The following is a 13,751-nucleotide window of genomic DNA, read 5'->3' as shown; positions in this document are numbered from 1 at the left end:
GACAGATCACTCCCGCTTCGCGACAGTCACCGTGGCGGGTCTGAGCTGCCGATCGCCGTCGCCGTAGCCCGGACGCAGCACCTGCACGACGGTGCCCGGCTCGACGCCGGGGTCATCGACCACGCTGACCACCTCGTGCCGGGCCGGGTCGAAGGCGACGCCGGTCTCCGCGTGCCGCGGGTAGCCCAGCAGTTCGAGGACGTTCACCGCCTGGTCGCGGACTGCCCGGATGCCTTCCACGACCGCATCCGAATCGGCGTCGGCGTGGGACAGGGCGAGTTCGAGGTTGTCCAGGACGGGCAGGAAGGCAGCAGCGGTACGGGAACGCTCGACCCTCCGCTCCCGCTCCAGTTCCCTGGCGTGACGCTTGCGCAGGTTGTCGAGGTCGGCGAGCGCGCGCCGCCAGCGGTCCTCCAGTTCCTGCATCGCGGCTGTGTCCTCGTCCTGCGCGGGTGCGGGGCCGACGGCTGGTGTGGGGCCGACGGCGGGTGTGGGGCCGACGGCGTCGGGGCCCGTTGCGTCGTTTGCCGTTTGCGGCCAAGGAGGCGGGCCGGGCTGACGCGAGTCCTCGCGGGGAGGACGTACGGCGCCTTCCGGGGCCGGTTCGGCCGGCGTGGCCCGGTCGGGTTCTTGGGGGTGTAGGGACATGGCGGCGTCAGCTCTTGTCGAACTCGGCGTCGATGACATCGTCATCACCGTTGCCGCCACTCGGGGGAGCGCCGGTGGCGGTGTCCTGGCCCGGGTCTCCCGTGGCGGTGGCACCCTGCTGGGCAGCCAGTCCGGCGAGGACCTGCTGGAGTTCGGAGGCCAGTGGCCGCACACGCTCCACGCCTGCCTCTTCCTTGACCGCCGCCCGGGCATCGGAGACGAGCATCTCGGCGCGTGCCTTCTCGTGCGCGGGGGCCGCGTCGCCCAGTTCGGCCAGGCGCTTCTCGACCTGGTACGCGACGGCGTCCAGCTCGTTGCGTGCGTCGACGGCCTCGCGGAGCTCCCGGTCCTGGCCCTGGTTTCGTTCGGCCTCCTGGACCATGCGCTCGACCTCACCGCGGTCCAGGTTGGAGCTTTCGCTGATGGTGATGCCCTGTTCCTTGCCGGTGTCCCCGTCGCGCGCCTTGACATTGAGGATGCCGTTGGCGTCGATGTCGAAGGTGACCTCGATCTGGGGTTCGCCTCGCGGCGCCGGCCGGATGTCGGTGAGCTGGAACCGGCCGAGCACCCGGTTGTCGGCAGCACGCTCGCGCTCACCCTGGAGGACCACCACATCGACGGCCGGCTGGTTGTCCTCGGCGGTGGAGAACGTCTCGGTACGCCGCACCGGGATGGTCGTGTTCCGCTCGATGATCTTCGTCATGACTCCGCCGCGCGTCTCGACACCCAGCGACAGGGGCGTGACATCGAGCAGCAGGACGTCCTTGACCTCGCCCTTGAGCACCCCGGCCTGGATCGCGGCGCCCAGCGCCACGACCTCGTCGGGGTTGACGCTCATGTTGGGGTCCTTGCCGCCGGTCAGCCGGCGGACCAGGGCCTGAACCGCTGGTATGCGGGTGGAGCCGCCTACGAGGATGACCTCGTCGATGTCGCTCTCACCGACCTTGGCGTCGGCCATCGCCTGCTTGACCGGCTCCAGGCACCGTTCCACGAGGTCGCCGGTGATCTGCTCGAATGTGGACCGCATGACGGAGTCGGTGAGGTGTTTGGGGCCCGCGGCGTCGGCGGTGATGAAGGGCAGGCTGACCTGCGTCTGCGTCACCGAACTGAGCTCGGTCTTGGCCTTCTCCGCCGCCTCGAACAGCCGTTGCAGCGCCTGCGGGTCGTTCCGCAGGTCGATGCCGTTCTCCTTCTGGAAGCCGTCCGCGAGATGGTCCACCAGGCGCCGGTCGAAGTCGTCGCCGCCCAGATGGCTGTCCCCGGCGGTGGAGCGCACCTCCACCACGCCGTCGCCGACATCGAGGATGCTCACGTCGAACGTGCCGCCGCCCAGGTCGAAGACGAGGACGGTCTCGTGCTCCTTCTTGTCCATGCCGTACGCCAGAGCGGCCGCCGTCGGCTCGTTGATGATCCGCAGCACTTCCAGACCCGCGATCCGACCGGCATCCTTGGTGGCGGTGCGCTGGGCATCGTTGAAGTAGGCGGGCACCGTGATGACCGCCTCCGTGACGCGCTCCCCCAGCTGCTTGGAGGCGTCGTCAGTGAGCTTGCGCAGCACCTGTGCGCTGATCTCCTCAGGCGCGTACAGCTTGTCGCGCACCTCGAAGCGGGCCGCCCCGCCGTCGCCCTCGACGACGTCGTACGCCACCGCTTTCGCCTCGTCGGAGATCTCGTCGAAGTGCCGGCCGATGAATCGCTTGGCCGAGTAGATGGTGCCCTTGGGGTTGAGGATCGCCTGGCGCCGGGCCATCTGGCCCACCAGGCGCTCCCCGGTGTCGGTGAAGGCGACTACGGACGGCGTCGTCCGGTTGCCCTCGGTGTTGGGCACAACGGACGGCTCGCCGCCCTCCCACACGGCGATCACCGAGTTGGTGGTACCCAGGTCGATACCTACTGCCCTGGCCATGAGGATCTCCTCCCGGTGCTGCGGCCTGCGCCGATTCCCGGTTCATGTCGTTCAGGTACGGACAGGACCTCCGCGAGTCGCCCGCTGCCGAGCCGGTTCAAGGCCCGAACAGCCGGACGGTACGTCTCGACACGGCAGCTGACCTGCAATGCTGCTCCGGTGTCGCCCTGTCCCTCGTGCCGGTTTGCACGCGGAGGACGTCGAGCGCGTCCCAGCATGGCGAACCGCGTGATCCCACACCTGAGCCTGACCGGCCAGAAATGCACGAGCCCGATCACCCTGCGAGCACTAGTGTGTAAATGCGGATATTTCGTACGTACTGGGTGGTTCGTGAGCGGGGGGCCGAAACACCGCTCGTCTCGCCCTGTGAGGGCTCGGGAGTGATCCGATGGCCAGGAATCGGCCGCACGACCTGTACCGCCGCTCCGATCGCGGAGAGCCCCACCGCCCTGCTCAGCCCCCCGCCGACCATGCCCTCCACGCACTCACGCTGCTGTCCCGCACCCTGTTCGACACGCCGGACGAAAGCGAGATCCTGCGCCTGGCCATGGACCACATAGCCGCCATCGGGCCGTACAGCGCCGAGGCCGGTTACCTCGAAGCGGACGGTGACCTCGTCCCCAGCCCGAGAAACCGGAAGAATCATGCCCTGGCCGTGGGCCGGAGGGTGCGGGAGCTGGCCGGACAGGACGGTTCTGTGACCGTGCCCGGCTGGCCCCGGGGCCAGGCCCTGGCACTGCGCGGACTTGAGGGGCTCCACGGTTACCTCGTAGTGACGTCCCGCTCCCGGCCCACCGAAGCCCACCGGTCCCTGCTCGCCACACTCGTCCGGCACACCGCCGCTGCGCTGTCGGTCGCGGTCGCACACCGTCGCCGACGCAAGGAGGCCCTGGAGCTGGACCGGCTCAGGGGGGAACGCGCAGCCCTCCAGCGACAGCTGATCGCCGTCGTGGCCGAGCTGGCGTACCAGCGGGCCCTTCACGCACTCATGGCCGACGTTGCCGCCGCGGGCAGCGGCGAGGAAGCCATCACCCGCGCACTGCACGAGCTGACCGGACTCCCCGCACTGGTCGAGGACCGCTTCGGTCGGCTGAGGTCCTGGACCGGCCCCGGCCGACCCGACCCTTATCCAGAACCGGACCCCGTGCGCCAGGACGACCTGCTGCACGCCGTCGCCCGGGAGGCCGGGCCGGCGCGGATCCAGGACCGGCTGATCACTCTGGTCCGCCCGCACGGCGAGATCCTGGGCATGCTGGCTCTGCTCGATCCCCAGGGCGCGGCAGACGAGCACACCGTGCTCGCGCTGGAACAGGCCGCCAAGCTGCTCGCCCTGGAGCTGGCGCACTTGCGCAATCTGGCCGAAGTAGAGCTGAGGCTGCACCGCGAGCTGGCCGACGACCTGCTGGCAGGCACGGACGAGACAAGCGCCTACGCCCGCTCCGAGGCAGTCGGATACGACCTGCACCGCAGCCACTACATCGTCGTGGTGCAGTGGTCGGACCGGATCGCGGACGATTCCTTCGCGCAAATCGTGGGCCGGGTGGCCTCTGCCGTGGGCATGCGCTCACTGCTGACCCGGCGTTCCGACCACGTGGTCCTGGTCGCCGACGACAGGCCGCCCGCTCGAGCGCTGTACGAGGGCCTCGCCCTGGAGACGGGGACACCCTCCGGGACGATAGGGGTGAGCGCCCCGTGCGACTCTCCGGATGACATCCCCCAGAGCTACCGGGAGGCGCAGCGCGCCCTGGAAGTGCGCCGTCACTCCCGCAAGCGATACGGCATGGCGTTCTTCGACGAACTCGGCCTCTACCGCATCCTGGGACCTGGCAACGATTACCGGGAACTGGAGGCGTTCGTTCACGAGTGGCTCGGGCAACTCATGGACTACGACGCCCGACACGACGCGGCCATGGTGGAGACCCTGGCGCGGTACTTCGACTGCGGCGGCAACTACGACGAGACCGCCGCGTCCCTCGCGATCCACCGCAGCACGCTGCGCTACAGGCTCCAGCGCATCCGCGACATCAGCGGCAACGACCTCGCGAACGTCGAGGACCGGCTCAACCTCCAGGTGGCGACCCGCGTGTGGAAGATCGTGCTGGTCGGGTCCGGCTGATGCCTCGTACAGGAGCCGGGCAAGGGCAGTACCCCGCCCTGGAGTCGGGAGGTCCGCTCCTTCGACCGTGGTGCGTGCTGCCGGGCATCGGATGCAGGGGTCGGCACCCGCGCTCCCGCGAGCCGGTACAGCGTGGCCGCTGTCTGACCGGCAGGCTCGTCACGCCTCGTGTGAACTCCGGATGCCGACGTGGCGTCGGCCCGCCTCAGCGGGGAGCCAAGAGAGCCCGGGTCTCCACGTTGATCTGCTGAGCCTCTCCGGTGGGGACGACCACGACGGGAACTCGCGCGCCGGGCTCGCTGATGATCTCGGGACGTTCGGCGACCAGCGGTCGCAGGCCGCCCGTGAGGCCCAACACAGACAGCCCGGCGCACACCTCCTCACGCACCTCAGGCTGGTCCTCGCCGATCTCACCGGTGAACACGAGAGCGTCCAGGCGGCCCAGGGACGCGGCCATGCCGGCGATGCCGCGACGGCACTGGTGGGTGAAGACGTCGAGGGCGAGTGCGGCGCGCTCGTCGCCTGCCATCCGGCTGCGGACCAGGTCGCGCGTGTCGTCCGAAGTGCCGGAGAGAGCCAGCAGACCGGACCTGTGGTTCAGAGCATCCTCGATCTCGTTCGCAGACACATTCTTCCGTGTGAGCAGCCAGGTCAGGGCGCCAGGGTCGACGCTGCCGCTGCGATGGCTCATCACCAAACCCTCCAGGGGCGTAAAGCCCATCGTCGTGTCGACACTGCGCCCATCACGCACCGCGCAAGCGGAGCAGCCACCGCCAAGGTGCACGATCACCAGGTGCAGCTGGTCGGGACGGCGGCCGAGGAGTTCAGCGGTGCGGGCCAGCGCCCAGGCGTAGGACAGGCCGTGGAAACCGTAGCGGCGCAGGCCGTACACATCGCGCCAGTCGGCCGGCACCGCGTACTCCCGTGCGGCCACTGGCAAGCCGGCGTGGAAGACGGTGTCGAAACAGGCGACGTGCGGAACTCCCGGCAGAAGATCCCGAGCCACGTCCAGAAGGGTGAGTGCTTGCGGGACGTGCAAGGGCGCGAGGTCCGCCACCCGGTCCAAGCGGGCACGCACATGGTCGTCGAGCAGAGTGTGGCTGAGCAGCTCCGATCCGCCGTGGACGATGCGGTGGCCCACAGCTGTAGGAGCCGGCCCTTCCTTCAGTAACTGCCGCAGCGTCCCGGTTGCCCCCTCGCCCGGCGGAGAGTCACTGTGGTGCTCGTTGAGGACTTGCCCATCGTCGCCGAAGACCGTCAGACGCAGGCTCGATGATCCCGCGTCAGCCACCAGGACCGGGCTGGTTCGTGTGCGCACGCACCGATCCTCTCCCTCGTTCCGCAACATACTTCGCAAGAAGTTTCACGAATTTCGTGACGGGCTTCCACGCCCCGGCACTGAGTACCCGATCCGACCGCGATGGAAACAGAACGCACCGCCGGACGGGCCCGGCAGACCAGCACAACCCGGCGTAACGCAGCCCACCTGGCCGCAGCACCATGCGGCGAAGCTCCGGGGTGCATCCAGACGTCCCCAACCTCGACGCCGCCTTGATCAACACCCAGGACCCGCAGACCGATCCGATCGGCGTGCAGGGTCTCGGTGAGATCACCATCGCCGGGGTGGCGCCCGCCATCGGCAACGCGGTGGCGCGAGCGGCACCCGGAAGGGCCGCCGCTCACGCGCATCCCACGCGAGAAGCTCCAGCCGGCCCTGTGTGTTGCTGACACCCGCTGTCAGGATCTTCCTCGCAGCCGTCATTGCCCGCCGAACTACGTCACTTGACGGAATCGGCCGCGCTCGTCCCCGCCTAGCTTTCTTTCCGTGGCCGCAACGGCCCGAGACCGAGGAGGGGACATGAGCACGAACCCAGAACCGAGGAACATCGTTCTCGTCCACGGAGGCTTCGTGGACGGATCGGGCTGGCAGTGGGTGTACGACATCCTCACGCAGGACGGGTACAAGGTCAGCGTCGTACAGAATCCGACGCTGTCCCTGGCCGGGGACGTCGCCGCGGTACGCCTGGTCCTCGACGCGCTGGACGGTCCGGCCGTCCTGGTGGGGCATTCCTACGGCGGCGCTGTGATCTCCGAGGCGGGCACGCACCCCAAGGTGGCGGCCCTGGCCTACATCGCGGCGTTCGCGCCCGACAAGGGCGAGTCGGTGAGCACCCTGATCGCCGACCCTCCACCCGGCGCGCCGGTCCCGCCCATCCTGCCGCCCAGGGACGGCTTCCTGTTCCTGGACCGTGAGAAGTTCGCGGACGCGTTCGCCGGTGATCTGCCCGCCGAGCAGGCGGCGTTCCTCGCCGACTCCCAGGTCCCGTGGGGAGTCGACGCCCTTTCCGGTGCGGTGGCTGAGCCTGCCTGGCGGGTGAAGCCGAGCTGGTATCTCGTCGCGACCGAGGACCACATGATTCCGCCGGCGGCCCAGCGAGCGATGTCGGAGAGGACGGGCTCGCAGGTCGTCGAGATCGCCGCCAGCCACGCCGTCTACCTCTCGCGGCCCGCCGAAGTCGCGGCCTTGATCAGGCGGGCCGCCGAGCACTGAACCTGGGGAATCCGCGTCTCCAGGTCCATCACACCGAGCAGATTCGGGAGCACTCATGAGATCGCGACGCAAGAAACGGAACCCAGCGTTACCCGACGCGGCAACGGAACCCGCGGCCCGCAGAGGTGTCCTACATCGCCTGGGTGCCGTACTGGCGACCGCACTGATGCTCAGCACCATCCTGGTGGCGGGCGGCGGCACGGCGCACGCGGCCAACCCGGATACACACCGGGTCGCCACATGGAACATGCAGGTCGGCAGCGACCGGTGGACCGGCGTGCGCGTCCTGGCACGCGACAACAGCGTGGTCGCGCTCCAGGAGGTGCCCAACACCCAGCCCGCGGGCTCCATTCACCTGGGGACCATCAACGGCATCGACGAGTACCGGTGGGACATCGGCCGCGGCAACTGGCGTTACCTGTACGTCCTGACCACCGGGTCGCGCAACGTAGGCATCGTCACCAGTTTCCGGCCGGAGCGGGTCATCCAGATCAGAGGCCAGTACCGGAACGCGGTCGGCGTGGTCCGGGCCGCCGACAACGTGCTGTTCGCCTCTCTGCACGCCGCCTCCGGCAGCGGGTTCGACGTACCGCAGCTGCTGAGCAACACCGCGCTCGAGGCTGCCTACTACGGAGTCGGGAACTGGGCCGCGCTGGGGGACTTCAACCGGGACCCGTCGACCCTGCCCCCGTTTCGCATGCCGCCCGGCAGCCATGTGTACAACACCGGTCTGGCCACCCACCAAGGGGGCAGTGAGCTGGACTACATGGTCTCCAACGTGAGCACGGACAACTGGCAGGCCACCCGCGGGATCAACCGGGGCAGCGACCACTGGCCCGTCCACTTCGGCTCGCTGCGCGCCCAGGCCGAGCCGCGTGAACTGACCCTGCACGCGGAGAACAGCGGCCGGAATCTCGACGTCTTCAACGGCAACGACAGCGACGGCACGCACGTCGTCCAGTACCACGACAACGGTGCCGTCAACCAGCGGTGGCGGCTGGTGCCAGGCGGCTACACCGCACCGGACGGAGACCCGCTCTACCGCATCGTCAGCTCGGACAGCGGCAAGTGCCTCGACGTCTACCGGGGCCAGTCCTCCCGCGCCGGTGACTGGCTCAACATCTGGACGTGCCACGGCCGGGAGGGCCAGCCCGACCCCGGCGGCCCTCAGCGCGACACCCAGAACTGGACCCTGGAGCACCCCGTCGCCAACTGGCCGAACCTGACCATGCTGCGGAACAACTCCACCGGCCTGTACGCCAACATCAACCGTGGCGAGAACGGTGACGGCGCCTGGGTCGTCCAATGGCCCGACCAGGTGGGCCCCGTGCCACTGGCCAACGAGACCTTCTACCTCCACCCGACGGTCGCCACCGACTGACCACGCCGCACCGGCCCGGCCCGGCCTGGCTCACCGAGCCAGGCCGGTTTTCCCCTGCCTCGAATACGGGTCGTGCGGGCCGCGGGCGTGGAGTTCGAGAGCACGGTCAGCTTCGCGGGCCTCCATCAGGTTCTCCGGCCTCTCCTGACCGCGCTCGGGCGGCTGACCGACGTCTACCGCAGGGCGTTGAGCGCCGCGTTGGGCCTGGACGACGGGGCGCCGTCCGAGCAGTTACTGGTGCCGAACTTGACCGCGCCAGCGCCGTCGCCCTTGGCTGCGGCGCCCGCCGCCTCCCTCGACGCCCGCGCGGCATTGGAGTTGATCCAAGCTTGCTTCCCCTCCCTGGCACCGCGCGTACGGAGCCGTCTGCCGGCGGAGGCGCAGGGCAACTTGCACGCGGTCCTGGACGGCACCGGTGACCTCGGCGTCCTGGCGGCGGCCGGAGCGATGCTGCCATCAGAACCGGTCTTCGCCAGCTCGGCACCGGCGCTCAGATCACCCTTCGGAGCCTCGGCGGAGCCGCTGGTGGGCTGCTCCGGTACTGACCGCGGTCGCGGGGCTCGCCTTGCCCTCGTCGACGGAGGTGTGCACCACGCAGTCGTCATGGTGCAGTTGTCACCTGCCTTGGACATCCACCTGAACGCTTGCGCGATTCGTCTCGTACATCGGTGCATACCGAAGCAGCAGGGGAATGCCGCGAGCGTCCGTCGGGGCCCGTACCGGGCGGCGTAGACGTCGTGGCTCAGGGAGCGCGTGGGATCGGAGTGGGGAGATGCCACCAGAGGTTGTCGGCCGCCGCGGAGTGCTGGCCGGGCAGAGGTTCACGATCGGGAGCAAGCCGCTCACCTTCGGGCGGAGGAGCGGGAACAGTGTGGTGATCCCCGACGCGAGCATCTCGCGGCTGCACGCGGAGGTTCGCCGGGAGGGGCACGGGTTCGTCCTCTACGACAGGGGAAGCGCCAACGGGACGGTGGTGAACGGGGAGCGGACGACGTCGCACGTGCTGCGGCCCGGTGATCTGTTCACCATCGGTGAGGAGACGTTCGGTTTCGAGGCGGCCGGTCCGCTGGAGACGATCCTGGACCTGTCGGTCCTTGAGGCACTCGCGCCACCGGCAGCGGAGGAGCCGGGTCCGGTCCTCGAGGTGACGGTCTCGGGCGGCGGACCGGTCGGACTCGCCTTCGCGTTGCAGCTCGAATCGCTGCTGGGGCGGCGGGTGCGCGTCACGGTGTACGAGGGGCGCTGGACCCGCGACAAGGGCCGGGTGGTGTGGAAGGACGAGAAGCAGGGCAACGTCCGCCGCCAACAGGTCGTCACGGTCCAGAGCCGCCAGTACCTTGCGCTGCCGGAGGAGGTGCGGGAACGGCTCTTCCAGGAGGGTTCCTTCAGCGAGATGTGGCCGGCAGGGCCGGACTCGGTGGACGGCCACCCGCCGCGCAACATCCGTATCGCCCAGGTCGAGGACGTCCTCCTGGAGCTGGCCGGAGAGAAGCCGGACCAGATCCGTCTGGTCCCCGAGCGGTTCGATCCCGACGAGCACCGGGCGGTGGTGGCGGCCGGGCACGTCCTGGCCGTCTGCGAAGGGGGCCGGTCGCGGACCCGGGAGCACTTCACGGCGAAGTTCGGCCGGGCCGACTCCTCGATCTACTCGCTCGACGGCGAGCATCTGCGGGACGTCGTCCTCGGACTGAAGGTCACCTCCGGGCTCACCGACCCCATGTCCGTACTCCTCACCGTGGCACAGAACCGCTTCCTGCTGAACTCGCTCCGCGGCGAGGGTTTCCTCAATATGCGGCTCACCGACAGCGAGGCGCGGGAAGTGGTGGGGATCGACCCCGTCCGGCAGGTCTTCGAGGAGTGCATCGCCTCCCGCCCGTGCGTGATGAACCGCGGCGTGGACGGCGATTTCCTGTGCGACACCCACAGCACCCTGTTCCTGCCCGCGCTGATCAAAGGCTCCGCGCTGTGGAAACGGGTGCGGGAGGGCCTGGCGCTGTTCGGCGTGGCCGAGGAGGACCTGACCGCGGTCACCGCGTTCCGCCTGGACATGGTGCAGCGCCCCAGGTTCACCGCCCGCCTGCACCCGACGACCGCCACCGCCCCGGGAACGTACGGCTTCCTGCTCGGCGACGCAGCCAACGCCATCCACTTCTGGCCCGGCCGCGGCCTCAACAGCGGCCTCGCATCGGCGATCTCGCTCGCCCGGACGCTCGCCGGTACCTGGCGCGGACGCCCCTTCCGGGACGCGGACTTCGTCCGCCACGAGGCGGCCATGTCGATGCTCCAGTACCGGCACAAGAGCCGCGCTTGGAACGCCATGATCACCACGCATGGCGACGGGGAGACCATCGCCATCAAGGACGTCATCGAGCAGAGCATCACCGCGGCCGCGGAACAGCCTCTCGACCGGGAAGCGGACATCGCAGCACTCATGGATCAACTGCGCGCCATCCGCGATCGGTTGGCACCGCGCATCGCGGGGATGCCGGACGACGACCGGCTGCGGACACATCTGGAGACGCTGCGCAGCGAGACCCTGTACACACTGCTCCGGAGCGGGCCGTGGGACACGCAGACCGTCGGCGGCGAGGAAGTCGACATCGACATCTTCTACGCGCAGCGGGGAGCCGCGCTGGCGGCCTGAACGGAAGCGGCTCCGACAGGACCGAATCGTCGGTCAGGAGTCGGCAGCCTGCCTGGTCAACGCAGGGCCCGGATCGCCGGGTTCGCGGCGACCAGGCCGGCGCACGCCAGGACGGCGCCGCCGCAGACCAGGAACAGCGTCGTCGTGCCGTACGGGAGCAGGACGCCCGCGATCACGTAGGAGAACGGATCGAACGCCACCGTCGCCAGCACGACGAGGCTGAGCACCCGGCCCCGCAGTTGCTTGGGCACTCGCTCCTGCAGAGTGGCCACGATGACCACTCCGAGGGACGCGGATCCGACGCCGACGACGGAGACGACCGCTGTCGCGGCGACGACATGGGTGACGGCCGCGAGTCCGGCCACGCCCCCGCCGATCGCCGCGACCCCGCCGACCACGGTCCAGCCGCGCCGGGCGGGCGGCCGCCACCCGGCTATGAATGAGCCGACCAGAGAACCGGCACCGAAACCGGAGAGCACGACACCCAACGAGCCCGCGCCACCGAGGCGTTGATCGGCGAGCACCGCGCCGCCCACGAGCACGGGGCCCACGACCGTAATGTTGATCAATGCGACAGCGGCCAGCATTCCTCGCACCAGCGGTTCGTGCCACGCGTATCTCAAGCCCGCACCGAGGGCACGCACACTGCTGAGCTGTTCCCTGTCGATGGTGTCCGGACCGGCGTCGCCCCTGGTGTCTTCGCCACGTCGTAGCACGCGGATGAGCGGGCTGAGGGCGATGGCTGCCAGCGCGGCCGTCGCCGCGATCACACCGAGCGTCACGTCGAAGCCGACCGCGGCGATGGCTCCGGCGGCCACCGCCGGGCCGACCAGATCGCCCCCGGACTCCGCACCCTGCACCAGCGCGTTGACCCGGGAGAGCTTCGCGGTCAGTACGACGGCGGGTATCAACGCCAGGGCCGCCGGGAAGTACGCGGCGTCGGCGGCGCCGAGCACCCCGGCGAGCAGCGCGACCGTCGTCACCGATGGTGAGGTGAACGCGACCAGGGCGCCGAGGGCGAGCAGGACGGCGACTCGCAGCCAGCAGGCGGTGGCCGCGACTCGCGCGGGACCGAGGCGGTCGACCAGTACGCCCGCGGGAAGCAGGAGCGCCGCTCGCGGCAGGGCCACGGCCACAAGGACCAGCCCTGTGGCGATGCCGGGTTCCGACAGTTCGAGCACGTAGAGCGTGAGCCATACGAGGAAGAGCGCGTCGACCACGGCCGCCAGACCTTCGCCCACCACGAGGCGGCGCAGGTGCTGATCGCCGAGCCGCGCGCCCGGAAGCGAACGGTCGGTCGGCTCCGTCGTCATCGCCCCCTCCCCGAGCCGCCCCCGTGACCGCGCCCGGGCGCACCGATGCAGGCATGACCGCACCGCTCACTGATCGACACCATCGACACATCCGCTCACGGGTTCCGTTGGACGCGCTGCTCGGACAGAGACATCACAGCCACGGAGTGCTACGCGATGTGCGTGCCCCCGTCGACCGTCAGGGTGGTGCCGGTGACGTAGGACGAGGCGTCGGAGGCGAGGAAGACCAGGGCCGCGGCGAGCTCCTCGGGTTGCCCGATGCGGCCCGAGAGGACCCGCGGCAACATCGCCTCAAGGTAGCCCGCGTCGTAGCCGTCGGTCATCGCGGAGGTGAAGAAGCCCGGCGCGAGGGCGTTCACACGGATTCCCTTGCCGGGGGTCCACTGCTGGGCGAGATCGCGGGTGAGCCCGAGGAGCCCGGCCTTCGACGCCGAATAGGCGGCCTGCGGCAGACCGCCCGTGACCAGTGCGAGGATGCTCGACACGTTGACGATGGCACTGCCGGGCAGCATCACCGCGCCGGCGGCCTGGGCCATCCAGTACGAGCCGTTGAGATTGATGTCAATGACCTTGCGGAACTGCTCCGGCGTCTCTTCCGCCGCGGGTAGTTCGCTGCTGATCCCGGCATTGTTCACCAGGATGTCCACCCGTCCAAAGGCGCGCACGGCTGCGGCGATCAGCGCGCGGCAGTCCTCCGGCTCGGCGATGTCGGTCCGCACAGCGACGGCCCTGCGGCCGAGCTTCTCGACGGCCGCACGCGTGGCCTCCAGCCTCCCGGTGCGCCGCGCCCCGAGTACGACGTCGGCCCCGGCCTCGGCCAGCGCGGTGGCGAAGGCGACGCCAAGGCCGGAGGAGGCGCCGGTGACCACGGCGACACGACCGTCGAGCCGGAAGCGGTCGAGGACACTCATGGTCACCGGTGCTGGGCGATGTAGTTCGCCGCGTCGCCGACGGTTCTCAACTCCGCGACCTGGTCGTCGGGGATCTTCACGTCGAACCTGTCCTCGAACAGCACGGTGATCTCCACCATCGCCAGGGAGTCGATGTCGAGATCCTCGGTGAAGGACCTCTCGGTGATCACCTCCGCCGAGTCGACGCCGGTGACCTCTTCGACGATGTCGGCGATGGCGTTGAGGATTTCGGTGGTGTCCACCACGGGGTTCCCTTCTCGGCACGGGGTCGGTGCGGCTCT

The 13,751-nt window shown here is 69.6% G+C and carries 11 protein-coding genes; 5 read left to right on the top strand and 6 right to left on the bottom strand.

From position 1 onward, the window contains the following. Positions 1-6: 6 nt before the first annotated feature. Entirely contained in the window at positions 7-648 is a 642-nt protein-coding gene (grpE, locus tag ABZ953_RS30205) for a nucleotide exchange factor GrpE (RefSeq protein ID WP_361730312.1), read from the bottom strand. Between the two features lie 7 nt (positions 649-655). Continuing rightward, positions 656-2,554 carry a molecular chaperone DnaK gene (gene dnaK, locus ABZ953_RS30200; protein WP_361730310.1) on the bottom strand — a complete coding sequence of 633 codons (1,899 nt, stop codon included), beginning with the start codon at positions 2,552-2,554 and terminating at the stop codon, positions 656-658. Between the two features lie 388 nt (positions 2,555-2,942). Here dnaK and ABZ953_RS30195 point away from each other — a divergent pair, with 388 nt between their 5' ends. Next, positions 2,943-4,670, top strand: coding sequence for a helix-turn-helix domain-containing protein (locus tag ABZ953_RS30195; RefSeq protein ID WP_361730308.1), 1,728 nt, complete (start codon positions 2,943-2,945; stop codon positions 4,668-4,670). A 205-nt stretch (positions 4,671-4,875) separates the two neighbouring features. Here the strand turns inward: ABZ953_RS30195 and ABZ953_RS30190 are convergent, their stop codons facing one another. Next, positions 4,876-5,961, bottom strand: a complete 1,086-nt coding sequence (locus ABZ953_RS30190; RefSeq protein WP_361730306.1) for an acetate/propionate family kinase — start codon at positions 5,959-5,961, stop codon at positions 4,876-4,878. Positions 5,962-6,528: 567 nt separating this feature from the next. On the opposite strand from ABZ953_RS30190, the gene ABZ953_RS30185 reads away from it, so the two are divergent. The 4 genes from ABZ953_RS30185 (at position 6,529) to ABZ953_RS30170 (ending at position 11,246) form a co-directional block, all read left to right on the top strand. Beyond that, positions 6,529-7,221 carry an alpha/beta hydrolase gene (locus ABZ953_RS30185; RefSeq protein ID WP_361730304.1) on the top strand — a complete coding sequence of 231 codons (693 nt, stop codon included), beginning with the start codon at positions 6,529-6,531 and terminating at the stop codon, positions 7,219-7,221. 166 nt (positions 7,222-7,387) lie between these two features. Beyond that, positions 7,388-8,602, top strand: a complete 1,215-nt coding sequence (locus ABZ953_RS30180) for an RICIN domain-containing protein (RefSeq protein WP_361730302.1) — start codon at positions 7,388-7,390, stop codon at positions 8,600-8,602. A 72-nt stretch (positions 8,603-8,674) separates the two neighbouring features. Next, positions 8,675-9,334, top strand: coding sequence for a hypothetical protein (locus ABZ953_RS30175; protein WP_361730300.1), 660 nt, complete (start codon positions 8,675-8,677; stop codon positions 9,332-9,334). A gap of 40 nt (positions 9,335-9,374) precedes the next feature. Further along, complete coding sequence (locus tag ABZ953_RS30170; protein WP_361730298.1) at positions 9,375-11,246, top strand: FHA domain-containing protein; 1,872 nt, start codon at positions 9,375-9,377, stop codon at positions 11,244-11,246. A gap of 56 nt (positions 11,247-11,302) precedes the next feature. Here the strand turns inward: ABZ953_RS30170 and ABZ953_RS30165 are convergent, their stop codons facing one another. From ABZ953_RS30165 to ABZ953_RS30155, 3 genes are all read right to left on the bottom strand, one after another. Next, positions 11,303-12,559, bottom strand: a complete 1,257-nt coding sequence (locus ABZ953_RS30165) for an MFS transporter (RefSeq protein ID WP_361730296.1) — start codon at positions 12,557-12,559, stop codon at positions 11,303-11,305. A 149-nt stretch (positions 12,560-12,708) separates the two neighbouring features. Further along, entirely contained in the window at positions 12,709-13,470 is a 762-nt protein-coding gene (locus tag ABZ953_RS30160) for an SDR family oxidoreductase (protein WP_361730293.1), read from the bottom strand. 2 nt (positions 13,471-13,472) lie between these two features. After that, the gene (locus ABZ953_RS30155) at positions 13,473-13,715 is read right to left on the bottom strand and encodes an acyl carrier protein (RefSeq protein WP_361730290.1); all 243 of its coding nucleotides are present in this window, start codon (positions 13,713-13,715) and stop codon (positions 13,473-13,475) included. Between the last annotated feature and the right edge of the window lie 36 nt (positions 13,716-13,751).

This window comes from Streptomyces sp. NPDC046465 (assembly GCF_040646035.1).
Lineage (GTDB): Bacteria > Actinomycetota > Actinomycetes > Streptomycetales > Streptomycetaceae > Streptomyces.
This window is presented reverse-complemented; position numbering and strand designations above follow the sequence as displayed.